The organism is Pseudolactococcus hodotermopsidis, assembly GCF_011170085.1.
In the GTDB taxonomy this organism is placed as follows: domain Bacteria; phylum Bacillota; class Bacilli; order Lactobacillales; family Streptococcaceae; genus Pseudolactococcus; species Pseudolactococcus hodotermopsidis.
The window spans coordinates 1-24,482 of sequence record NZ_BLLI01000035.1 but is presented as its reverse complement, the minus strand read 5'-3'; the positions used below and the strand labels follow the sequence as shown (position 1 = coordinate 24,482).

General features: G+C 38.6%; 22 protein-coding genes. 20 read left to right on the top strand and 2 right to left on the bottom strand.

The window, feature by feature from the left end; all coding sequences use genetic code 11:
• Positions 1-242 precede the first annotated feature (242 nt).
• The 5 genes from Hs30E_RS06520 (at position 243) to Hs30E_RS06500 (ending at position 5,386) form a co-directional block, all read left to right on the top strand.
• Entirely contained in the window at positions 243-686 is a 444-nt protein-coding gene (locus Hs30E_RS06520) for an RHS repeat domain-containing protein (RefSeq protein ID WP_228462011.1), read from the top strand.
• A 131-nt stretch (positions 687-817) separates the two neighbouring features.
• Positions 818-2,599, top strand: coding sequence for an excinuclease ABC subunit UvrC (gene uvrC, locus Hs30E_RS06515; RefSeq protein ID WP_172208990.1), 1,782 nt, complete (start codon positions 818-820; stop codon positions 2,597-2,599).
• A 35-nt stretch (positions 2,600-2,634) separates the two neighbouring features.
• A complete protein-coding gene (locus Hs30E_RS06510) occupies positions 2,635-3,465 on the top strand; it encodes a hypothetical protein (protein WP_172208988.1) in 831 nt (276 codons plus the stop codon).
• Positions 3,466-3,522: 57 nt separating this feature from the next.
• Entirely contained in the window at positions 3,523-4,941 is a 1,419-nt protein-coding gene (pepV, locus tag Hs30E_RS06505) for a dipeptidase PepV (protein ID WP_172208986.1), read from the top strand.
• A 154-nt stretch (positions 4,942-5,095) separates the two neighbouring features.
• Positions 5,096-5,386: a hypothetical protein gene (locus tag Hs30E_RS06500; RefSeq protein ID WP_172208984.1), complete on the top strand. Its 291-nt coding sequence runs from the start codon at positions 5,096-5,098 to the stop codon at positions 5,384-5,386.
• A 42-nt stretch (positions 5,387-5,428) separates the two neighbouring features.
• Here the strand turns inward: Hs30E_RS06500 and Hs30E_RS06495 are convergent, their stop codons facing one another.
• Both Hs30E_RS06495 and Hs30E_RS06490 read right to left on the bottom strand, forming a co-directional pair.
• Positions 5,429-6,409 carry an L-lactate dehydrogenase gene (locus Hs30E_RS06495; RefSeq protein ID WP_172208982.1) on the bottom strand — a complete coding sequence of 327 codons (981 nt, stop codon included), beginning with the start codon at positions 6,407-6,409 and terminating at the stop codon, positions 5,429-5,431.
• 247 nt (positions 6,410-6,656) lie between these two features.
• Positions 6,657-8,285, bottom strand: coding sequence for an Rqc2 family fibronectin-binding protein (locus tag Hs30E_RS06490; protein WP_172208980.1), 1,629 nt, complete (start codon positions 8,283-8,285; stop codon positions 6,657-6,659).
• A gap of 95 nt (positions 8,286-8,380) precedes the next feature.
• Between Hs30E_RS06490 and Hs30E_RS06485 the strand changes: the two genes are divergently transcribed.
• From Hs30E_RS06485 to Hs30E_RS06415, 15 genes are all read left to right on the top strand, one after another.
• Positions 8,381-8,845, top strand: a complete 465-nt coding sequence (locus tag Hs30E_RS06485; RefSeq protein ID WP_172208978.1) for a hypothetical protein — start codon at positions 8,381-8,383, stop codon at positions 8,843-8,845.
• Between the two features lie 137 nt (positions 8,846-8,982).
• The gene (gene trpX, locus Hs30E_RS06480; RefSeq protein ID WP_172208976.1) at positions 8,983-9,972 is read left to right on the top strand and encodes a tryptophan ABC transporter substrate-binding protein; all 990 of its coding nucleotides are present in this window, start codon (positions 8,983-8,985) and stop codon (positions 9,970-9,972) included.
• Positions 9,969-10,808 (top strand): ABC transporter permease, encoded by an 840-nt coding sequence (locus Hs30E_RS06475; protein ID WP_172208974.1) that lies wholly within the window; start codon positions 9,969-9,971, stop codon positions 10,806-10,808. The genes trpX and Hs30E_RS06475 overlap by 4 nt, the downstream gene beginning before the upstream one ends.
• Positions 10,798-11,565, top strand: a complete 768-nt coding sequence (locus Hs30E_RS06470) for an ABC transporter ATP-binding protein (protein ID WP_172208972.1) — start codon at positions 10,798-10,800, stop codon at positions 11,563-11,565. The genes Hs30E_RS06475 and Hs30E_RS06470 overlap by 11 nt, the downstream gene beginning before the upstream one ends.
• A 1-nt stretch (position 11,566) precedes the next feature.
• Positions 11,567-12,004, top strand: a complete 438-nt coding sequence (locus Hs30E_RS06465; RefSeq protein ID WP_172208970.1) for a hypothetical protein — start codon at positions 11,567-11,569, stop codon at positions 12,002-12,004.
• A gap of 130 nt (positions 12,005-12,134) precedes the next feature.
• Positions 12,135-12,548, top strand: a complete 414-nt coding sequence (gene ndk, locus Hs30E_RS06460) for a nucleoside-diphosphate kinase (protein WP_172208968.1) — start codon at positions 12,135-12,137, stop codon at positions 12,546-12,548.
• 297 nt (positions 12,549-12,845) lie between these two features.
• Positions 12,846-13,802 (top strand): ABC transporter permease, encoded by a 957-nt coding sequence (locus Hs30E_RS06455; RefSeq protein WP_172208966.1) that lies wholly within the window; start codon positions 12,846-12,848, stop codon positions 13,800-13,802.
• Between the two features lie 16 nt (positions 13,803-13,818).
• Positions 13,819-14,751, top strand: coding sequence for a carbohydrate ABC transporter permease (locus Hs30E_RS06450; RefSeq protein WP_172208964.1), 933 nt, complete (start codon positions 13,819-13,821; stop codon positions 14,749-14,751).
• 48 nt (positions 14,752-14,799) lie between these two features.
• Positions 14,800-16,257: an ABC transporter substrate-binding protein gene (locus tag Hs30E_RS06445; RefSeq protein ID WP_172208962.1), complete on the top strand. Its 1,458-nt coding sequence runs from the start codon at positions 14,800-14,802 to the stop codon at positions 16,255-16,257.
• 79 nt (positions 16,258-16,336) lie between these two features.
• Positions 16,337-16,960: a YesL family protein gene (locus tag Hs30E_RS06440; RefSeq protein ID WP_172208960.1), complete on the top strand. Its 624-nt coding sequence runs from the start codon at positions 16,337-16,339 to the stop codon at positions 16,958-16,960.
• A 3-nt stretch (positions 16,961-16,963) separates the two neighbouring features.
• Positions 16,964-18,646, top strand: coding sequence for a sensor histidine kinase (locus Hs30E_RS06435; RefSeq protein ID WP_172208959.1), 1,683 nt, complete (start codon positions 16,964-16,966; stop codon positions 18,644-18,646).
• Between the two features lie 18 nt (positions 18,647-18,664).
• Positions 18,665-20,116 (top strand): response regulator transcription factor, encoded by a 1,452-nt coding sequence (locus Hs30E_RS06430; RefSeq protein WP_172208958.1) that lies wholly within the window; start codon positions 18,665-18,667, stop codon positions 20,114-20,116.
• Positions 20,117-20,142: 26 nt separating this feature from the next.
• Complete coding sequence (locus Hs30E_RS06425; protein ID WP_172208957.1) at positions 20,143-21,141, top strand: beta-N-acetylhexosaminidase; 999 nt, start codon at positions 20,143-20,145, stop codon at positions 21,139-21,141.
• Positions 21,142-21,369: 228 nt separating this feature from the next.
• Positions 21,370-21,927, top strand: a complete 558-nt coding sequence (locus Hs30E_RS06420; protein WP_172208956.1) for a CvpA family protein — start codon at positions 21,370-21,372, stop codon at positions 21,925-21,927.
• Between the two features lie 2 nt (positions 21,928-21,929).
• Positions 21,930-24,266 (top strand): endonuclease MutS2, encoded by a 2,337-nt coding sequence (locus Hs30E_RS06415; protein WP_172208955.1) that lies wholly within the window; start codon positions 21,930-21,932, stop codon positions 24,264-24,266.
• Positions 24,267-24,482: the final 216 nt, after the last annotated feature.

Sequence of the window (24,482 nt, the reverse complement as noted above, 5' to 3'; positions counted from 1 at the left end):
ATCGCCGTATTTCAAGGGAAAGAATTTTGATTGAGAATATCAATGCTAAAATCAAAACCTTTAAGTGTATGGCTCAGAAATATCGTAATCGAAGAAAGAGGCACTTACTTCGTGCGTCCTTAATTTGCGGTATTATCAATTTCGAAATTTAATTTCGGGAGAAGTCTAATAGGAGAATGACCTTTTTCGCACCTTAAAAACTATTTTAATATGATAACGTCGGCAATTGTATCGCAACACAGTTGACTGTCAATGGCAAGGACATTCAAGAGTGGCACAACAACATTGATAATCAACTCATAGAAATCACGAGTGATAAGGGCGCAATTTACGAGTATGACCAAAATGCTCATGTCAGCCAAAAGTGCAGTAGTTTAGGCGAGGTCACGACTTATCAGTACGATGTCGAGGGGCGTTTAATCCAAGAAATCTCGACTTGGGGCAAACAAATACTCTACACTTATGATGCGCTAGGCAATCGAATTGCCAAGGGAACAGCGACAGAGTACGACCGCAAACTCAAAACGGATATGATGTCTTGGATGAAAGCGACTGATAGGGAGGCGCAATTGCGTCTCAAAGAATCAGATGCGACACTTTTTACATCATCCGAAAGTGATTTTGGCAAGGGAACAGCGATTACGATAGAATTGAAAGCAAATGATGATAACTGGAAAGATAGATAATCAAAGATACCGAGAGTTATTTGTTGTGATATTTCTTAAAATTATCATTTTATTGAAAAAGTTAAGGATTATTAGTTGATTTAAACATGAAAACGTCTGAAACGACGTTTTTTTGGTATAATAGAATAAGTATGAATGCAACAATCAAAGCAAAACTTGAGTTACTTCCCGACAGCTCTGGCTGTTATTTGCATAAGGATAAAAACGGCACGATTATTTACGTCGGTAAGGCAAAAAATTTGAGGAATCGCGTGCGGTCTTATTTTCGTGGGTCACATGATACCAAGACTGAGCTTTTAGTTTCGGAAATTGTCGATTTTGAATTTATTGTTACTGAGTCAAATATTGAAGCGCTCTTGCTTGAAATCAATCTGATTCAAGAAAATATGCCTAAGTATAATATTATGCTCAAGGATGACAAGTCTTACCCGTTTATCAAAATCACGCGTGAGAAATTCCCGCGATTGCTCATTACGCGGCAAGTCAAGAAAGACGGCGCCAAATATTTTGGGCCTTATCCAGATGTTAGTGCGGCAAATGAAATCAAACATTTGCTAGATCGTATTTTTCCTTTACGTAAATGTCACGTGTTACCTAATAAAGTTTGTCTCTATTATCATATGCACCAGTGTTTAGCGCCGTGTATTTTTGATGTTAAACCAGCAGAATATGCTAATATGACTGATGAAATTACCAAATTTTTAAATGGTGGTGAAGATAAAATTATCAAGACACTTAACACGCAAATGCACGCAGCAGCAGCAGAATTTGAGTTTGAAAAAGCGGCAGAATATCGTGATTTAGTCAAGAGTATTGGCACGCTGCGCACCAAACAACGAGTTATGAATCAAGACTTGCAAGATCGTGATGTTTTTGGCTATGCTGTTGACAAAGGCTGGATGTGTGTGCAAGTTTTCTTTGTCCGTCAAGGTAAGCTGATTCAGCGGGATGTTAATCTGTTTCCTTACTATAATGAGGCGGATGAGGATTTTCTTACATATATCGGGCAATTTTATAAGGAAAATGATCATTTTATTCCTAAGGAAATTTTCATTCCGTCTGATATTGATCTTGACTCAGTCAAAGCGCTGACCAATACTAAAGTTTTTCAACCTTCTCGTGGTGAAAAGAAACAGTTAGTTAATCTCGCGACAAAAAATGCCCGAGTCAGTCTCCAGCAAAAATTTTCCTTAGCTGAAAAATCAATCGAGAAAACGCAGGGTGCTATCGCAAATCTTGGCGAAATCATGAATATTCCGACGCCCCACCGTATTGAGAGTTTCGACAACTCTAATATCATGGGGACGAGTCCTGTTAGCGCCATGGTCGTTTTCATTGACGGTAAGCCGGAAAAGCAGCATTATCGCAAGTACAAGATTAAAACTGTCACGGGTGCGGATGATTATGCGAGTATGCGCGAGGTTATTTTGCGCCGATACAGTCGCGCCATTCGTGAGGACAGTGTGTTGCCTGACTTGATTATCATGGACGGTGGTGTTGGGCAGATTAACGCGGCTAAGGAAATTCTCGACAGTCTCGGACTTGATATTCCGCTTGCGGGTTTGGCAAAAAATGACAAACACCAAACGCAAGAACTGTTATTTGGCGAACCCTTAGAAGTCGTGCCTCTGAGCCGTCAAAGTCAAGAGTTTTTCTTACTTCAAAGGATACAGGATGAGGTGCATAGATTTGCTATAACTTTCCATAGACAAGTCCGCTCGAAAAATTCTTTTTCAAGTCAACTTGATAATATCAAGGGTTTGGGACCAAAACGCAAGCAGCAACTCATGCGGACATTTAAATCATTGACCAAGGTACAAGCAGCAACACCCGAAGAAATTTATGAGGCAGGTATTCCCTACAAAGTTGCTAAGCGAATTAAAGAAAAATTAACATTAAATGACAAAAAATAAGTTTATTTGATAAAAAAGTGAAAGGAGGGCGAAAAATGCTTTTTAGAAGAAATAAAATTGACGATGAAATCTATGAAGATGACGAAGAAGTAGAGGACTATGAAGCGTTTGACGATGAAGTTGATTATGAAGAATGGCAAACTAATCTTCCATCAGAAATGTATCGTTATGCTCGTTTAAATAAACTCGGTTTTAATATAAATTTCTTAATTGGACCATGGATACAAAGGCAGCATTTTAAAGTTGTTGCAAATAAATTTGGTAAAGATGAGTATGCTGTTGAGACTTTTATCGGTCTTCATTTTGATTATGAGAAGGAGGCGACTGATGAAAATGCTATTCCAAGATTTTTTAAATCGGACGGCTACTATGGTTATGCCATTACGAACGAGAATCGCTTGGTCTATGGGCGTTGGCGTCCTTTTAATCATGACGGTTCGGCGATTCCACTCAATGATGTTAAGACAATAAATGAAAAAACTCGTCTTTTTTGGGGACACGTTCGGGTTGAAAGTTTGGGGGTCAATATTGGCATTTTTTGGACGAATCGTGTGGTTCGAAAGATCTATAAAATCGTTCAGGAAGGCGAAAAAAATGCGAAAAATCAAAAAAGTGCCAAGAAGATAAAAGAAGCTGCAAAGCATTACAGAGGACTGGCAGCTGACTTGATTGGAGATGAGAAAATCGTTGAATTTTTAAAAAGTCTAAGCGTGTTAGAATCTAAAGAAGTGCCACTTGAAAAAGAAAATTATGATTCAGAAACCATATGGGACAAGCTCTACAATGCCAAGATTGCCATGGAAGAAGGGCTAATTACGGCAGAAGATTATGAATTTTTAAAAAATAAGCTTTTAGGTAGAGAATGAGTGAAATATGTTATAATTATAGAGAAATAGAATTTGATAGTTGGAATAGGAGAAAGTATGACAAACATTGATTTTAAAGCAGAAGTAGAGGCGCGTAAAACTGATTTGTTGGCGGATTTGTTTTCATTGTTGGCCATCAACTCTGAGCGTGACGATAGCCAAGCAACAGCTGAAACGCCATTTGGTTCGGGTCCAGTTGCGGCACTCAAGCAATTTTTGAGCTTGGCTGAGCGTGACGGTTATGCCACAAAAAATGTTGATAACTATGCAGGACATTTTACCTATGGCGACGATTTGCCAGATGAGGCGCAAGTTCTGGGTATTTTTGCTCACATGGATGTTGTGCCTGCGGGAACTGGTTGGAATAGCAACCCTTATGAGCCTGAGATTCGTGACGGCAAGATTTATGCGCGTGGTTCTTCTGACGACAAAGGGCCGACCATGGCGTGTTATTATGGTTTGAAAATTTTGAAAGAACTAAATCTGCCTTTGACGAAAAAAATTCGTTTTATCGTTGGGACTGACGAGGAGTCAGGTTGGGGCGATATGGCTTACTATTTCAAGCATGTTGGCTTGCCAGAGCCGGATTTTGGCTTCTCGCCAGATGCGGAATTTCCGATTATTAATGGTGAAAAAGGTAATATTACCGAGTATCTTCATTTTTCTGGTGAAAATAACGGTCGTGTGCATTTGCATGAGTTTTCAGGCGGTTTGCGTGAAAATATGGTACCTGAATCAGCAACGGCTGTTATTTCAGGCGACTTAGTTGATTTAAACGCGAAACTTGAAACATTTATCAAAACTTATGCGACTAAACATATCAGATTTGACATTGAAAATGGTATTGAAAACAGAAAAATCGTGACACTTCATGGTCGTTCAGCTCATGGTGCCATGCCTGAAAAAGGTGTCAACGGTGCAACTTATTTGGCAAAATTCTTAGACGAAATTGGCGTTGAGTCAGCATTTACCAAAATCGCTGGCACATTAGTTTTTGAAGACCACGCGGGGAAAAAACTAGGCCTTGCTTTTGAAGATGCGAAAATGGGTGCTCTATCCATGAATGCAGGTGTTTTCAAGTTTGATGAGCACTCATCTGATAACACGATTGCGCTTAATTTCCGCTATCCACAAGGCACAGATTCTGATAGGATTTATGCTGTTTTGACGAAACTTTCTGGTGTTGCTAAAGTCACAAAATCAGCGCACGAACATCTACCGCATTATGTGCCAATGACTGATGAATTGGTTAGCACGTTGCTCAGTGTTTATGAAAAGCAAACAGGTCTCAAAGGTCATGAGCAAATTATTGGTGGTGGAACATTTGGGCGCTTGCTCAAACGTGGTGTAGCCTTTGGTGCGATGTTCCCGGGTGATATTGACACCATGCACCAAGCTAATGAATTTATTCCAGTTGATGTTTTGTTGCGAGCTGCGGCAATTTACGCCGAGGCGATTTATGAGTTAGCCAAATAAGCATACTTTCGTAAATTGACTTTGTTTACAGATTAAAATGACAACTTTTGGTTGTTATTTTTTTGTGAAGTAACCATAACTTTTGAAAAATTTTCTAAGATATGCTATTCTATTATTAAAGGAGATTAGAAATTTATGATAGTTGGAGGTTTTTATGTCAATTATTCTAGCAATTATAGCTGGTATTTTAACACTTCTCAACTACTATTTAGCAAGCAATAATAGTGTAACAGTAGTTTCTTTAATTTCACAGTTAGTCATTGTCGTTTTAGCAAGTTTAGCGATGGCGAGATATAATGGGGCGAAAGCACAGCGAAATTATGAGATTGGTAAACCACGTATTTTGACACTTAGCTTTGCGATTATTTTACTTATTTTAATGGTAAGTATTGCGGTTCTTATCATCTTTTTCTTCAATTTGACAGGTAAAATCTCTAGTCTTTGAGACATTAAAAAAACGTCTTTTGACGTTTTTTTAATGTGTTATTTATTGTTTAGCAGCTGAGCTAAATTCTTCATTTGAGAAAGCTTCTTCGATAATTGCTTTCAATTCTTTTGCAGAAGCAGACATTTTTTGTGATTCCGCATCATTTAACGGCAAATTAACGGGACGGACGATACCATGTCCACCAACGATAGCAGGCTGACCGATGAAAACATCTTCAATACCGTATTGACCAGACTGAAAAACTGAAAGTGGTAAGACAGCATTTTCATCATCCAAAATGGCTTTAGTAATACGCGCTAATGCGGCTGCAATGCCGTAGAAAGTCGCACCTTTTTTGTTAATAATTGAGTAAGCGGCATCGCGCACATCAACAAAAATATCAATCAAACCTTGTTCATCAATATCACGATTTTCTTGCAGCCACTGCTCAAGTTTAACACCAGCAACATTGGCATGAGACCAAACGGCAAACTCAGAATCGCCATGCTCACCCATGATATACGCATGGACAGAACGTGCATCAATGCCGATTTTATCTGCAAGGGCTTGACGGAAACGTGCCGAATCAAGCGATGTGCCTGATCCGATAACACGCTCTTTCGGGAAACCTGAGAATTTCCAAGTCGAGTAAGTCAGAATATCAACAGGGTTCGCAGCAACGAGGAAAATACCGTCAAAGCCTGAAGCGACAATCTTGCACACGACATCTTTATTGATACGCAAGTTTTTTTGCACCAAATCAAGGCGTGTTTCACCAGGTTTTTGTGGCGCACCAGCCGTCAAAACGACCAAATCGGCATCATGGGCATCGGCATAGTCCGCCGCATAGATTTTTTTAGGCGACGTGAAAGCGAGCGCATGGCTTAAATCTTCGGCATCACCCTCGGTTTTATCCTTGTTCAAGTCGACAATACCAAGTTCTTGTGCGATACCTTGGTTGACAAGGGCGAAAGCATATGAAGAGCCGACAGCACCATCGCCTACGAGGATTACTTTTTTGTGCAATTTTACATCTGTCATGTGATGATTCCTTTCCTATACTCGGTTTGCCAAGTTTTCTAGTCACTTTTGATTATAACATTTTAGTTTATCTTTGTCAGGTAATATGCGTATTATTATATTCATTCAAGCACAAAGACGAAACAGATGAGGCTAGGACAGCCAGCCATTGACACATTTGTTTGAAACTATCTCTCATCTTGCGTTTCGTTTTTATACTTGAACGAGTATATTTTAAATCAATTTTCAGAAAATAGCTAGACAGTTTTCATTTGACTTTCATAGCATGTATTCGATCCTCATCAGCCGTCACGCGCAATGTTTTCTGACCGACATAAGTCACAAATCCAGGCGGTGTACCAGTTGGCTTATGAAGTTTTTTGACCTCAATCATATCAACTTGAACTAAATTTGATAAACGTGCTTTTGAAAAATAAGCGGCAAGTTCAGCAGCCTCAGTAATTGTTTCATCGGAGGGTGTCGTATTTCCAGTGATAATCACATGAGAGCCAGGAATATCCTTAGCATGAAACCACAAATCGCCTTTTCGTGACAATTTGAAACTGACTTGCTCATTTTGCAAATTATTTTTGCCAACAAGAATGATTGTGCCATCACTTGCTTGATATTTTTCGGGTGGTAGCAGTTTCTGTTTTTTATTATTGCGATGTTTCTGCTTGATAAAACCAGTCTGAATCAATTCTTCCTTGATGTCTGAAATCTCAGTCACAGATGCCTGTTCAAGCGAATTTTCGACAGATTCCAGATAAGTAATTGTCTGCTTGGTCTTATCGATCTGCTCGCCCAAAAATTTGACAGCTTGCTTGAGTTTAGAATACTTATGGAAATATTTTTGTGCATTTTGATTTGGCGTTAGGGCAGGATTGAGTGCGATTTCGATTGGTTCGTTGGTATAGTAGTTGGCCAAAGTTACCGTCGTTTTATCATTTGGCACATCATGCAGAAAAGTCGTTAAAAGCTCGCCTTTTTGGCGGAAAATTTCAGCATTATCCGTCGCTTTGAGCTCACGCTGCTGTTTTTTTAGTTTCTTGCGATTCTTGTCCAACTCGCCCGCCACCTTGCGAATGACCTCGCTTGCGACTTGCCGCACGCGGTCACGTTCCGCTTTATTTTGATAATAATGGTCCAGCATAGCCGACAAGGTCTCAAAAGCCACAAAATCGTCAGCTAATTGTATCGCTGAAAACGTATCATTGGCATAAATACTTGGGACGACAGTCGTCAAAACAGACTTGAAATCAGCCAAGCTCAGACCAGACAAAGCAGTTGCACTGTCACGTCCCAAGCCTTGAAAAATGTGTTGTAAATTTTCAGAAAGTTGCAAGCTCTCAAAAATCTTCTCATCAGAAGTCGTAAAAGGATTGCGTTTACCGTCAGTCGGCGGCGCAAGATAAGTCGACCCTGGTAAAATCGTCCGATATTGATTTTGCGAAAAACCGACATGTTTGATTGATTCGAGAATCTTGTTGGACGTTCTGTCCATTAAAATGAGATTGCTGTGTTTGCCCATGATTTCAGCAATCAAGGCAATTTTCATGCGATCACCAATCTCATTTTTGGTGGAAATCTCAAAAATAATTTGACGGTCATTGGCAACTTGATAAATTTTTTCGATGAAAGCGCCACTGAGATATTTCCGCAAAATCATGGTAAAAGTTGATGGCGTTTTGGGACTTTCAAAAACGGTTTCAGTCAGCTGAACACGCCCAAAAGTCGGGTGAGCTGATAATAATAACTTGTGAGATTTTTGATTAGAACGCACTTGTAGCACGAGTTCATGCTCAAAAACTTGATTGATTTTCTGAATGCGCCCGCCAGTCAGATTTTCCGACAATTCAGCAGTCATATGATGTAAAAAAATTCCGTCAAAAGACATGGTTTCACCTATTTCTATCTTGTATACTTCTATTTTATCAGATTTTTTTGCAAAAGACCTGATTTTCCGACGAAATGATATGTTATAATGGTAGAATGAAGAAAAAATATTTGATTTGGGGTGTGCGTATTTGCGTGCTGGTCATCTTTTGCTATGTTTCATCTTCGATTCATCGAACTGTTCGGGTGCAAGAAAGCCAGATTGTTCCTAAAATGCCGACGACAGAGCAGATTAAGGCTGTACCAGATGATAATTTTGAGAAATTACTATCAGAGCGGACGAGGACGATACTGATTGTTTTAAATGCGCGGAATACTGAATTAAATGCGAAATTTGCTAAATTTATCACTAAAAATGAGAATCTGCACTTGGAAAAACCAATTTATATCTGCCAAGAATTATATCCTCACAAGTTTATCCAAAAATTAAAATTAGATGATTCTGCCATTAACATTGTCGAATTTAATGGAGAAGTCAAAGCATCTGTTGACAAAATTACCTTAAAAACAAAGCTAGATCAAACATTAATCGATAAATTAACGCAAGTTTCAGATCCTTGAGCTTAGGAAGTCTTAGATAGTTTTTCAAATCAGTCGTTTTAATAACATACATTAAAGTAGGATACTTAAAAGCGTTGCGACCTAGTCGCAAACTTTCGTAGAAAGTTTGCTTAAAGTTCAAATAAAGGAGTTTTCAAATGAAAAATAAAAAAATGCCAATCGTTATACTTGCAATCGTTGTGATTGCACTTATCTCAATTTTCGTGCCGAAATTGGCAAAAGATAACATTTCGTCAAAAAAATCAACAGAAGTCAAGGTTGGTGTTCTGCAATTTGTTACACATCCAGCCTTGGATGAAATCTATGACGGTATCAAAGAGGGACTAGCAGACGAGGGCTACGCTAATGCTAAAATCGACTTCTACAATGCCCAAGCTGATCAATCTAAGGTGACAACAATGGCGGAGCAACTTGTAGATAAAAAAGATGATGTTTTGATTGGTATTGCAACACCGACAGCTCAAGCTTTAGCCAATGCAACATCTAAAATTCCTGTTGTTATGGGGGCAGTTTCTGATCCAGTCGGTGCGAAACTTGTCAAAAATATCAAAAAGCCTGAGGGAAATGTGACAGGTGTTTCTGATAAATTTCCAGTTGACAAGGAAATTGAACTGATTAAGGAAATCACACCAAATGTGAAAAAAATCGGCATTTTGTATAGCTCATCTGAAGATAACTCAAAATCGCAAGTCGCCGAATTTACAAAAGTAGCTAAAGAGCAAGGTTATGAAGTCACTGAATATGCAGTTTCGTCAACCAATGACATTACGACGACACTTAACGTTGCTTTGTCAAAAGTTGAAGCGATTTATGTACCAGTTGACAATACGATTGCCTCAGCTTTTCCAACAGTTATTGACTTGTCAAATGCAGCGAAAATTCCTGTTTTCCCATCAGTTGATACAATGGTCGCACAAGGTGGATTAGCTGCTGTGACGATTGACCAGCATAATCTTGGTGTGGCAACAGGTAAAATGGCGGCACAAATTTTGAAAGGTAAAAAAGTTTCAGAATTGCCAGTTGAATTTTACAATAAAACAACGCCAGTTTTCAATGAAGAAACAGCGAAAATTTTAGGTATTACGCTTCCTAAGGAGGCTAAAGAAGTAGTGGCAGATAAAAAATGATTCTATCAACAATTAATCAAGGGCTTTTATGGGCAATTTTAGGTTTGGGGATTTTCATGACTTTTCGGATTCTCAATTTTCCTGATATGACGACTGAGGGGTCATTTCCGCTTGGTGGCGCAGTTGCAGTCACGCTGATTACGCATGGTGTCAACCCGTTTATCGCAACTTTTGCGGCATTTCTTGCGGGGTGTGGCGCAGGTCTCGTGACTGGTTTACTTTACACGAAAGGCAAAATTCCGACACTTTTGGCGGGGATTCTTGTTATGACTTCTTGTAACTCGATTATGCTCATGATTATGGGACGTGCCAACCTCGGTTTGCTCGGTAGTGACAAGCTTAAAAGTATGATTATCAGTGCCTTTGCGGTGCTTATGGTCATCTCGCTTATGTTTTTCTTCCTCAATACCAATCTCGGTCAGGCTTTCATTGCGACAGGAGATAATCGTGATATGGCACAGTCTTTTGGCATTAACACAGGTCGTATGGAATTGCTCGGTCTGATGGTATCAAATGGTATTATTGCGCTTGCAGGTGCGTTGATTTCACAAAACGACGGTTATGCAGACATCTCAAAAGGGATTGGTGTGATTGTGATTGGGCTTGCTAGTATTATTATTGGAGAAGTTTTCTTTGACAATGTGTCCATGATTGAACGTTTATTAGCGATTGTGATTGGGTCGATTTTCTATCAATTTTTGATTTTGACAATCATCAAACTTGGTTTTAACACCAATTATCTCAAACTTTTCAGCGCTATTGTCTTGGGAATTTGTCTCATGGTTCCAACGCTTAAAACTAAGATTTTCAAAGGGGGAAAAATCAATGCCAACTGATTTAAAACCAATTATTGAATTGAGAAAAGCAACTAAAATTATTGAAAATGGTAACGAACGAAAAGTTATCTTGGATGATGTTTCTTTAGCCATTTATCCGCATGATTTTATTACGATTTTAGGGGGCAATGGGGCTGGGAAATCAACTTTGTTTAATGCGATTTCTGGTACTTTAGAACTGACGTCAGGAACAGTGTTAATTGATGGCATTGATGTTACAAAATACTCGCCAGAAAAGCGAGCTGCCCACATTTCTCGTGTTTTTCAAGACCCCAAAATGGGAACAGCGCCACGGATGACGGTGGCGGAAAATCTGGCGATTTCGGCATTACGCGGGCAAAAACGAACGCTGAAATGGCGCAATATTGCAAAACATAAGACCGAGTTTGCAAGTCTTGCTAAGCAAATCGGTAATGGCTTAGAAACGCATTTGGATACGCCGACAGGTAATCTTTCTGGCGGGCAGCGTCAGGCTCTAAGTTTGTTAATGGCGACGATTGTAGCACCCAAATTACTTTTGTTGGACGAACATACGGCGGCGCTTGATCCCAAAACATCGGTGGCGCTGATGACTTTGACTGAAAATTTGGTTGTTCGCCAAAAATTGACAGCATTGATGATTACGCATCACATGGAGGATGCGCTCAAATATGGTAATCGCTTGATTGTTATGAAAGCTGGTAAAATCGAGCAAGATTTGACAGCGGGGGAAAAATCGCAGATGAAATTAGAAGATTTTTATAGGATATTTGACTAAAATGAGCAAAATAAAAGTCATTTTACGTAGAGTAGGGCATCTTTTTCTTGCGGGATGCGCCTTGTTTCTTTTGATAATGGGGTCGCTCATTATCAAGGATTATTTGAGTGATCGTAAGGTTGACAAGATTGAGACTATCGGTACGGTTGTTGAGAAAGACAAGCATTTTTTGCTAGCTTATACTTTTTCTGGCAAGAAATACGAGTCTATACCTGTTGATATTCTCAGCCTCAAGAAAAGTGCGCATAATGTTGGTGATCAAAAGAAAATTTATATCAATAGTGATAAGCCGTATGAAATTTTTCTAAAAGAAAATGTGCGTGGCGAATTAGCAATCGGTTGTCGAATGATTGGGTGGTCTTTGCTACTGATGTCAATTTTGTTCTTTGAATATTGGTTGATTAATCGAATGAAAGAATTTTCTAAAGCGCGACACTAGCCTTCTTGGTCCAAATTTTAGTTTCTTATTCAAATTTATCTTGGTGGCAATTAGCTTAAATTTGAATAAGATGCTAGAATTTGGCAGCGTCAATTTCTAAGTAAGTTCTCATAAATGGAAGGATAAGAGTATGGAAAAAACGTTATTTATCATCAAGCCTGATGGTGTACGCCGTTCTTTGGTTGGACAAGTGATTGAGCGCATTGAGCGCCGCGGTTTTCTTCTTGAACGTTTGGAGATGCGTGAGGTTACTAAAGACTTGTTAGAAGTGCATTACGCAGATATTGCGAGTAAACCTTTTTATGGCGAAGTTGTTGATTATATGACTTCTGGTTCTGTTGTTGTCGGTGTTTTATGCGGATCTGATGTTATCCTATCATGGCGCAAAATGATGGGGGCAACCAATCCGAGCGATGCCCTTCCTGGCACGATTCGGGGTGATTTTGCTCATGCTTCAGATGATGACTCGATTGAAAATATCGTGCATGGCTCTGATAGTGCTGAGAATGCTGCGCGTGAGATTGCGATTTGGTTTGGAGAGTAAACTTTTTCAGTCACTTGTTAAATTAAATGTTAAGGTTGTTTAATAACGAAATTAGAATCCCTTAACTATTTTCTGTTATTTCATTGTCAATAAGTCTTGAACCTAGGTCTTAATAACTGAAAAAATCATACGTTATGTCAATATAAATAAAGGCAGTATCTCGAGTTTTGAGATACTGTTTTTCTATACAACCTTTAATTTGTTCCTATCAACCTTTAATCTGTTCAATGTTCATTTTCAATGAAAGCGCTATAATTGAGAAAGTAAATAATCATGAAAAGAAAGGAGTAAACAGCTATGACATTAAAAGAAAAATTAACTGGAAAACACGGTCTATTCTACAATATTTGGCGCTATAAAGCTTTGATATTGTTCGCTTTACCGGGTATGATTTGGTTTATCTTTTTCTTCTATATTCCTGTTTTTGCAAATGTTGTTGCGTTCAAAAATTTCCAAATCAGCGAGGGCGGATTTTTGCGAAGTCTGATTGACAGTCCGTGGGTTGGTTTTGACAACTTTAAGTATCTGTTTTCTTCAAGCGATGCTTGGCTGATTACCAGAAATACAGTTGCTTATGGTGTGATTACTTTGGCGTTGAATCTCTTTTTTGCGATTGCTTTTGCGATTATCATGGCGGGTATGCGCAACAAGCGTGGTGTCAAGTTCTATCATACGATGTCGCTCTTGCCTTACTTTCTGTCGTGGGTCGTTATCTCGGCATTCGTCTACATTTTCCTAAATCCTGACAAGGGACTTATCAATCAGTTTATCGTGGCACATGGTGGCGAGGCTATTGCATGGTACTCTGAGCCGAAAATGTGGCCGTTCATCATCGTTTTCATGAATATTTGGAAAGGTCTTGGTTACAACTCGATTATTTATTATGCGTCAGTTATGGGCATTGATCAAAATTACTATGAGGCAGCAGCGATTGATGGCGCAAATAAATGGCAACAGATAAAAAATGTGACACTTCCGCAACTTTTGCCAATGATGACAGTTCTTATCATTCTCAATATGGGTGGCATTTTCCGTGCAGACATCGGACTTTTCTACAATGTAACTCGAAATTCTGGTGCATTGTTTGAAACAACAGCCGTCCTTGATACCTATATCTACAATGGCTTGACAAGTTCTGGTGACATTGGTGCGACTGCAGCAGCAGGACTTTACCAATCAGTTGTTGGTGCGATTCTCTTAATCGGTTCAAACATGTTTGTTCGTCGTATGGACAAAGAATCATCACTCTTTTAGAAAGGAGGCGATAAAATTGACTAAAAAGAAAAAACAAGTTGTGAGTGCTGACGAAATTCGTCAGTTTGGTCCGACAGCCAATCTTATTTCAAACATTGTTGTGGCACTTTTTGCTTTCTCGTGTTTCTTGCCTTTTATCTTTGTTGTGATGACTTCTATTACCAAAGAAACGGCGCTCGCCCAGTATGGTTATAGTCTCTGGCCGCGAGAGTTCTCACTTGATGCTTATCGTTTTCTCTTTCATGGGAAGATGACCGTGAAACTTTTCCAAGCGCTTGGTGTGACTGTGATTGTGACGGTTGTCGGCACTTTCATGAATGCTAGTCTCAATTCGCTTTATGCTTATGCTATTTCACGGAAAGACTTTCCGTTTCGGCGATTCTTTACCTTATTTGCACTGGTTACCATGCTTTTCTCGCCTGGTTTGATTGCGCAATACTTGGTCATGACGAGCATGCTACATCTCAAAGATACGATTTGGGCATTGATTTTGCCTGGTGCGCTTGGTCCGTTCAATATTCTTATTATGCGAACCTTTTTCATCAAGAGTATTCCCGAGGCAATTATTGAATCGGCGCGAATTGATGGTGCAAGTGAGCTTAAGATTTTCTTGAAGATTGTTTTGCCTTTGGCAGTGCCAGGTGTTGCAACGATTAGTCTATTTTCAGCTATCGGTTATTGGAATGACTGGATGAATGCGCTCTTGTATATTCAAAATGAGGCTTTGGTGCCACTGCAGTTCTTACTAATGAAGATTTTGAATAACTTGGATGTGTTGACACAAAATGCGACCATGTCTGCACAAATCGGCACTGACTTGGCATCCTTACCAAGTGAGGCAGCTCGTATGGGGATTGTTGTCGTCTCAACCCTACCAATCGTTTTGACCTATCCGTTCTTCCAAAAATATTTTGTTGGCGGCTTGACAATCGGTGGGGTTAAAGAATAATTTAACTCAGTTTACAATTTTTATACTTAAAAAATGGAGGATTTACAAATGAAGAAATGGCAAAAATTTTTGGCGCTTTCAAGTGTTTCAATTTTAGCGGTTGCAAGTTTAACAGCTTGTGGTGGTAGCAAGTCAGGTTCTAGTGATAAAAAAGATGGTACGACTGAATTGCTCATGTATCAAGTTGGTGATAAACCTGAAAACTATGACGTTTTGATGAAAAATGCCAATAAAATCATCAAAGAAAAGACAGGTGTTACAGTTAATCTGCAATATATCTCTTGGGGTGAGTGGGACAAAAAGATGTCAACAATCGTTGCTTCTGGTGAAAATTATGATATTTCTCTTGCCCAAAATTACGTGTCTGATGCCAATAAAGGTGCTTATGCTGATTTGACAGAGCTTTTGCCAAAGTATGCTAAAGCTGCTTATGAAGACCTTGACACCGCCTATATTAAAGGCAATACGCTTGATGGCAAATTGTATGCCATGCCTGTTAATGGTAATGTTTATTCAAAACAAGTCTTGACGTTTAACAAACAATACCTTGATAAATATAATCTGTCTATTGATGATGTCAACTCTTATGAGTCAGCTGAAAAGGTTCTGAAAGCTTTCCATGAAAAAGAGCCAAATATCCCAGCATTTGCGATTGGTTCTGGTTTCAATGCGACGACTGACGGTTATGATTATCCAATGGGGAAAGATCAACCATTTGCCGTAGATGTGCGTGATCCAGATAAAATCATTAACCCATATGAACAATCTGATGTTATGGCAACATTGAAAACAATGAACAAATTCTTTAAAGAAGGCTTGACACCGAAAGATGTTGCGACCTCAACACAATCTTACCCACTTGAAGGAAACACTTGGTTCGTTCGTGAAGAAACGCAAGGACCGATGGACTACGGCGACACAATTTTGACGAATGCAGCTGGTCAACCACTTGTCTCTAAGGCGATTACAGCACCGCTCAAATCAACAGGTAATGCGCAAATGGCGAACTTTGTTGTGGCAAAAGTGTCTAAAAATAAAGAAAAAGCAGCAGAAGTTTTGGGTGTCATCAACTCTGATCCAGAACTTTTGAATGGGCTTGTTTATGGTGTTAAAGGTGAGGCTTGGGAGTTGACAGCTGACAATAAGGTAAAATTACTTGACGGCTACAAACCTAACTATCACATGGCTGCTTGGAATACTGGTAATAACAAGATTCTTTATGTTCAAGATACAATTACTGATGAGCAAATCAAAGAACGTGATGAGTCGATTGCGACAGCAGAAGAATCACCAATCCTTGGTTTCAATTTCAAAACAGATAAAGTGAAATCACAAATTACGAATATTGCAAATGTTCAAAATCGTTATCAAGCGATTATCAACACTGGTTCTGCTGATCCAGAAGTTGAAGTACCAAAATTGCTTGCTGATCTTAAAAAAGCAGGTTGGGATGAGGTACAAAAAGAAATGCAAGCGCAATATGAGGCGTTTCGTAAAGGGAACTAATCAATAATAACAGGAGCTGGTCAAGTTTTTAGATTTGACCAGTTTATGTGATTATTGATTAGGAAATGGAGAAATTAAGATGTTAGGAACAGCATTAGACAAAGGATTTTCACTTGTTTGGTCAATTATGAAAGTTAATTTTTATTTTATCCTTTTCACATTAATGGGTGGGATTGTACTTGGTATTGGGCCTGCTTTTCAAACCGCGACTGATTTGCTTGTTGAATTTGAGTCAAATTGGAAAGCGTTGACTTTCCGCCGTGCCTTTGATTATTGGCGGACGAATTTCAAAGTAGGTAATCGGAATTTCTGGCTGTATGCTGCGGTGGCATTTGCATTTGGCTATAATTTGTATTTGGCAATTCAGATAAAGAAACTGGTATTCTTTGCGATTGGTTTTGTTCTGATTTTTTGCCTTGTACTTGCGAGTGTTATTTATCTTTATGTGACTTTGTACACGTCTGAGTATGAGGTGCGTTTTAGAGGTATTTTGAAACTTGCTTTGACGAGTACATTTTTAAATTTTGCTAGTTTTTTCAAGTTATTATTTGGTATTTTCGGTATTTTTGTGGTAAGTTGGAATATGAAAGGACTTTTCATTTTTGGCACATTTGCAATGTTAGCTTATTGGTCAGTTATTTCGACTAAGCCGATTCGCAATCTAGTTGCCCACAAATTAACAGGTGAAAAGTTGATGAATTAAGCAATGAAAAGACAAAAAGATATTTTCATTAACAATTTACTACGAGTTTATGGTTTGATTTTAATTGGCATTACGACCTTGGTCGTCGTGTTTGTTTCGGTTTATAGCGGTATTGGTCAAGAAACTGCCAATCAAAATGCAGCAGATGATAAAATGTCTGTGCTTGTCAGAAAAGTCAAGGATTGTCAAGCTATCGCAACATCTGTGTCCATGTCACTCAATGAAACACCGCGTGATTTTGAAAATATGCAGAATTATCTGACTTTATCAACTAAAGATTACTATGATTATACGGAAAAAATTTGGCAAGCTGCGGGGCAAAATATTACATTTAGCAATATTATAAGTAATCTGATGGTGCAATATCCTGATATTTCTGAGATTAGTATTGTTTTGGATGGTGTGCAAACGCAGCTATATGCGGATAGAGAACATTTAGCAGGGCTTTTTGTCGAAGATATGCCGACTGAAAATGAAGATAATTCATTCAAACTTAATCAGCCGATTCGCAACCCTTATTCTTATGAGATTGTCGGACAGCTGATTATAAAATTTCATCGAGAAATTTTTTTAACACCTGAAAATGATGAGACGAAATTTGATAGTTTGATTTTTCATGATGGTGGTCAGTTACTGTTTGAGGAAAATCGCACCATTTCGCCGCAGAAGATAAATAAATTTATCAAACTGGTTAGTCATCGCAAATCGTGGCTAAATGCTGCCAAAGGTATCACTGTGATGTCTGAGTCTGCAAATGATGTTAAAATTTTCATTTTACAAAAAAAGAGCGACTTTATCTTGGCGCTGATTTTTAAAATATCACTAATTGTCTTGATTGGTTTATTGATTATTTTGGTTTTTTACATTGCTTTACGGGTTACTTTTAACAAATATTCGACAGAAGTGCTAGAAATTGTTGCAGTAACACGTGAGATTTCCACAGGAGATTTAAATAAACGTGTTGATGAAAGTAGTCTACATCTGGAGTTATTGGAGCTTGGCACAGCGATTAATCAGATGATGGATAGCGTTCATGATTTAATCGAAAGCAATTATATGCTTGAAATTAAGCAACGTGATGCGCATATGGCGGCGCTACAATCGCAGATTAACCCACATTTTCTCTATAATACCTTGGAATATATTCGCATGTATGCGCTCAGTCGTGAGCAAAAAGAGCTAGCAGATGTTGTTTTTGCTTTCGGTGCTTTGTTGCGCAATAATATTAATCAAGATAAGACAACGACACTTGCCAAAGAGCTTGATTTCTGTGAAAAATATGTGTATCTTTATCAGATGCGCTATCCAGAACATGTTGCTTATGCTTTTCAGCTCAATGATGCGACACGTGACATTGAGATACCCAAATTCTTGATTCAACCCTTGATTGAAAATTATTTTATTCATGGTATTGACTACAAACGCCATGATAATGCGATTCGTGTGCGAACATTTTTAGAAGAGAATAACGTGACGATTCAAATCACGGATAATGGTCGTGGGATGAGCGATGAGCGATTGTCTGAGGTCAAAGAATCGTTGAAACGCCTACCAATTGACGGTAAATCTGTCGGACTTGTCAATGTTTATCAGCGACTTAAGGCATTTGACAGTGGACATTATCATATGGCGATTGAAGTTGCGCATGGTCTGAAGATTACAATTTCTTTTGAATTGAGAAAATGAGATATTGATGAGGTAATTATGTATAAAGTAATGTTAGTTGATGATGAATACATGATTTTAGAAGGTTTAAAGTATGTTATTGATTGGCGAAAATTAGGTTTTGAGGTCGTTAAAACAGCTAGGAATGCTGATGAGGCGCTGACTTATCTCAAAACGCACACGATTGATTTACTGATGTTAGATGTTAATATGCCAGAAATGACGGGAATTGAACTTCTAGCTAACTTGCAAAAAAATGGTCAGCGCCTTGATTTTCAAGTGCTGATTTTGTCTGGTTACCAAGAATTTAATTATGTTAAAGAAGCTATGGCGCTTGGTGTTAAGCGTTATTTGCTGAAACCAGTTGATGCGGATGAACTTGAAAAATCGGTTTGTGAGATGAAAGCGAGCTTATTGCAGAAAGAAGCGCAGTTGAAAAAATATCGTGCAGCTAATCTGTTGCGATTGTTAGAAGGAAAACTTGATGAGGTGGAATTTAAACAACTTTTAGCAGATTATCGTTTGCCTGATTCATCAGCTTATACACCGATTTTGATAGATTTTGCTGAAAATGCTAGACTTGATTTGCTTTCTCAAGAAAAGATGATACTGACGCCACAAAAAAATGAGAAAATTCTTATTTTTCGCGGTGAGCGCCTTGGCTTGCAAACTTTGTTAAAAAAGCTTGAAAAAAGTCAAATTTTAGCTGTTTTTGTTGGGCAGACGGTTAATGATTGGCGAGAACTTTCTCAGAGTTTTAAGGCACTTTTAGACTTGCAAGCTGTTTATGATTTTTATCCGAAAACATCTCATGAAAAAATAACATTTGCGACTGATATTGCTACCAAGGAAAAAGCGCCGTCATTTGTTGCGTTTAATCAAGCTATTTCAGAAAATAATCTGACAAGATTAAGGAGTGAAATCAGTGCCATTATTCAGCAAATCGAAAGGCATAAATTACCTCCTGATTATGTGCATTATCTGGCAGGTTTATTAGTGAAAAATGTCTTTGAAAATTTTGATTATTTGGAGCAGACGTTTTATGAGGTGATTAGCCAAAAAGTTAGTCGGACGAAAACAATGCTTGAATTGAAGACAGTTTTGGAAAATTTCACCCAAGATTTGGCAACGAGTGAGCTTGAAATGCCAACGAATAAGGCGTATTCAGAGGCAATTGTCAGCTGTTTAACGCATATTAAGGAAAATATCAAGTCAGAACTGACACTTAAAAATGTAGCCGAAGCCCTGTATATGAATCCTGTTTATCTTGGTTATCTTTTTAAAAATGAGATTGGAATTAGTTTTTCTCAGTATGTTAATAAATTTCGGATGAAAATAGCGGAGAATTTATTAATTCATTCTAATGAAACGATTACTGAAATTGCTGAATCTGTTGGCTATAACAACACGAATTATTTTTCTAAGATTTTCAAGAATTTACATGATATGACACCTAAGGAATTTCGAGATTTTAAGAAAAGGAAAAGTTAATAAAGTTAGAAAGTTATGACGTTATCGTGAATAAAAAACAAGAAAAAGGGATTTTGATTGATTGCGGGCGGAAATATTGGTCATATGAAGATTTAGAAGCGTTATTAGAACTCATGTATCGTCATAAGTTCAATTATTTGCAGCTGCATTTTTCTGATAATGAGGGATTGGGAATTGAATGTAAAACTTTTCCTAAACTGGCATCAAAGCAGCATTTGACACATGTAGAGATCCAAAATCTTTTGCGGGTGGCGCAAATGCGTGGGATTGAAATTATTCCAGAATTTGATATGCCTGGGCATTTGGGGCATATTTTGAAAATTTATCCGCAGTATCGGTTGCCAAAAGGTAATCGTTTTGATGACCATGCCTTGAATATTCTGTCGGTGGAAGCGACTCAGTTTATCGAGCAGATTTTATCAGAATATATGCAGCTCTTTAAATCTTGTAAAAAATTTCACATTGGTGCGGATGAGTTTATTAACTTTGAGACATTGGCAGATTTTCCACAATTAAGTAAAGCCGCAAAAGCTAGTTATGGTGCGAAAGCAAGCGGACTTGAACTTTATGTTGTCTTTGTTAATCAGATAATTGAGAAACTCTCAGTAGCTGGTTTTCAGGTACGTGTTTGGAATGACGGATTTTATCGGAAAGATTTTTATAGCGAAGTTGAGCTGAGTAAGGAGGTCGAAGTAACTTTTTGGACACAATGGCACAAGGGCATGAATGAGCCTGAAACTTGGCTTGAGCAAGGCTATAAGATTGTAAATTTCAACGATAACTATCTTTATTATGTTCTTGGTGAGGCGGCAGGGTACAGTTATCCGACAGCAGATAAAATTCGTTCTGATTTTGATTTGCTTAAATTTTCAGGCGAGCATGAGGTAGCTGAATGCTATCGGTCACAGATTCTAGGTGCTTATATCAGTGTTTGGGCAGATGTAGCAGAAGCACAAACGACTGAAATAATTCTCAAAAATCTTGCGCGACTTATGCCAGCTCTGTCAGAAAAAATATTGTTGTGAGCCAATCTGTCGAACTTGTGATTTTTGATAGGAGCAGTCAACCTAAAAATTCCATAAAATGAGCGTAGGGTTGCGATTTTTTGTGTTTTTATAAGAAAATTGAAATTTTGTTAATATTTCTGAATTACTTGCTATAACAGAGTTCATCTAAGCCTAATAGAGTTTAGATATATGCGCTATTTTCCATAAAAAATCGCATTCCTCGCCTATCTGTGGTATAATATAATTATGATTATCACGATTTTAATTTTAGCTATGTTAGTTTGGAGTTTTTTGGTGGGTTACTCGCGCGGTCTTGCCCTACAAGCTTTTTACACATTTGGTGCAAGTATTGCGCTGATGACTGCGAGCCAAAACTATCAAGCCTTGGGGAAAAAACTATCACTTTGGGTGCCATTTGCTTCGGCAACGCAAGATAGCAAACTATTATTTTATCCTAATAAATTACTATTTGAGCTTGATCATATCTTTTATGCAACGCTCGCTTTTCTTACGATTTACGTTGCCATTTATGCTATTGTACGTTTTATCGGTGTCTTTTTGACCACTCTTGAAGATTTGACGATTTTGGGTCATATCGGCAATATCGCAGGTGGTGGCTTGACCGCTCTGTGCGCTTATGTCTCGCTTTCACTCGTTTTCATGACACTTTCAACCATTCCTTTGGCAATGGTGCAAGACCACCTTTATGCGAGTGGACTTGTCCGCATGATGATAGCGCATACACCGATTTTATCAGGCTGGTTACAAGAGATGTTTGTCACGAAATTTGTTAATATTAAATGATAATGAATAAAAAAATACTAGAAATTTTAGAATTTGATAAGGTTAAAGACCAAATATCACAAAATCTTTTGACTTCACAAGGGCTTGTCGAGCTCGCAAAACTCACACCGATTTCTGACAAAACTCGCATTCAAAAATGGTTTGACGAACTGGCAGAATTTGGCGCTATTGTTCAAGAAAATGGTCCAGTTCCGCTATCGAATACAGCTGATTTAACGGAAATTCTCCGACGAATTGAACTAGACGCTAGTCTTGCCAGTCAAGAATTTGCTAAAATCAAAAAAATTCTGCGTTTGGTCAATGAAACGCGGCGTTTTTTTGAACAGGTGGTCAATGTGACTTTTCCAGTTTTAGCAACCACGTTGGACAAATTTGTTGACGTGGCTTATTTGCTAGGACTTTTGCAAGTCATTGATTCTGCGGGTGCTTTGTCTGATACGGCATCAGACAAGCTGTTTAATCTGCGGCAAAGTATCAAAAAAAGTGATTCAGAAGTTCGCAAGATTATGGTAGAAATGCTTTCAAAATCGCAAAAGTATTTGACAGAAAGTATTATCACAATTCGCCAAGATAGACCAGTTCTCGCTGTCAGAAGTGATAGTAAAAATAAAATTCCTGGTATTGTTCATGATATGAGCGCATCAGGTCAGACTTTTTATATCGAACCCAATCGCGTCGTTCAGCTCAACAACGACATTTCCCAAAAGAAAATTGAGGAAAAAAATGAAGTTGCGCGGATTCTGCGGGAACTTGCGGAGATGATAAAACCGCACATTGCAGCTATTCGTCAAAATACATGGCTAATCGGGCAGATTGACTTGATTAACGCTAAGTATCGCTATTTGCTTGCGACAAGAGCAAGTGTGCCAAGCATTTCTGACCATAAGGCGATTAAACTTTATGGGGCGCGACATCCGTTGATTGATCCGAAAACGGTTGTTGCTAATGACTTGATTTTCGACCAAACGCTTGATACGATTGTGATTACAGGTCCTAATACAGGTGGTAAGACAATTACGCTAAAAACGCTAGGTTTGGCGCAGCTGATGGCACAATCTGGTCTGCCGATTTTGGCAGAAACTGGCAGTCAAGTTGGGATTTTTACGGAAATTTTCGCAGATATTGGTGATGAGCAGTCAATTGCTCAGAGTTTGTCAACTTTTTCGAGCCATATGACTAACATTGTCAGTGTTTTAGGGCAAGTTGATAGTAAAACGCTGGTACTTTTTGATGAGTTGGGGGCAGGGACCGATCCGAAAGAGGGGGCTGCGCTTGCTATTTCGATTCTTGATTTTCTTAAAAGTAAGCATGCTAAAACCCTTGCAACGACCCATTATCCTGAACTCAAGGCTTACGGTGTTGAGAGTGAAGGCGTTGAAAATGCTTCCATGGCTTTCGATATTGACACTTTCCGCCCGACCTATCATTTGGTTCAAGGTGTGCCAGGACGTTCAAATGCGTTAGAAATTTCAAAACGTTTGGGCTTGGACAACTCTATTTTAGAGGAGGCTGCAGGTTTTCTGACTGAGGATGAACATGATGTGAATGCCATGATTACCTCGCTTGAAGAAAAAAATCAGCAGTTGACTGAGTCAGTTGCCAATATCAGGCTATTAGAAAAAGACAACACCCTTTTACATCAGGACTTGTCAAAAGCCTTGGTAACATTTAATCGAGACCGTGAAAAAGAGCTAAATAAGGCACGCATTGAGGCACAAGAAATTGTCAAAATTGCTGTTGATGAGGCAGATACTATTCTCAAAAATTTACAAGAAAAATCTTTGCTCAAACCGCATGAAATCATTGAGGCTAAGCATCAACTGGGCGAGCTTGCACCTGAAATCGTTGATTTGTCGAAAAATAAAGTCCTTAAAAAAGCCAAGGCGAAACGTGGTCTGAAACCAGGCGCAGAAGTGTTGGTTTTGTCCTATAATCAGCGTGGGAATTTGGTGCGCCTTGCCAAGGATGGACGTTGGGAGGTGCAAATGGGGCTAATTTCAACGAAATTGTCAGAAGATGAATTTGAGCCGATTGAGCCTGAAGAAGCGGTTAAAAAAGTTAAGACGAAAGCGGTTAAAAAGTCTGTAACAACCAGTATTAAGGCGCAATTAGACTTGCGTGGTACGCGCTATGAAGAAGCACAAAAGATGTTGGACGATTATATTGATCAAGCTTTACTTGCTAATTTGCATCAGATTACGATTGTTCATGGGATTGGGACAGGCGTAATTCGTGAAATGGTACGGGAATATTTACAACGTTCTCGTCATGTCAAATCTTATGAGTATGCACCGCAAAATGCAGGTGGGAGTGGTGCGACGATTGCGACTTTGCGATAAAATAGGGACAAAAGTTAAAAATAATAAAATCGCATGAATTAACGTATTTCGTGTGATTTTTTATTTTTAAGCCTTTTTATTAAAGTTAAATATTAGACTTCTCCCAAAAATAAAAAAATTTGTTATACTATAGTCATGAACTATGAATCCCTCAGCAAACTCAGCGATAGCCATTTTAAACGTCTAGTTGGCGTTAAACGTCCAACCTTTGAATCT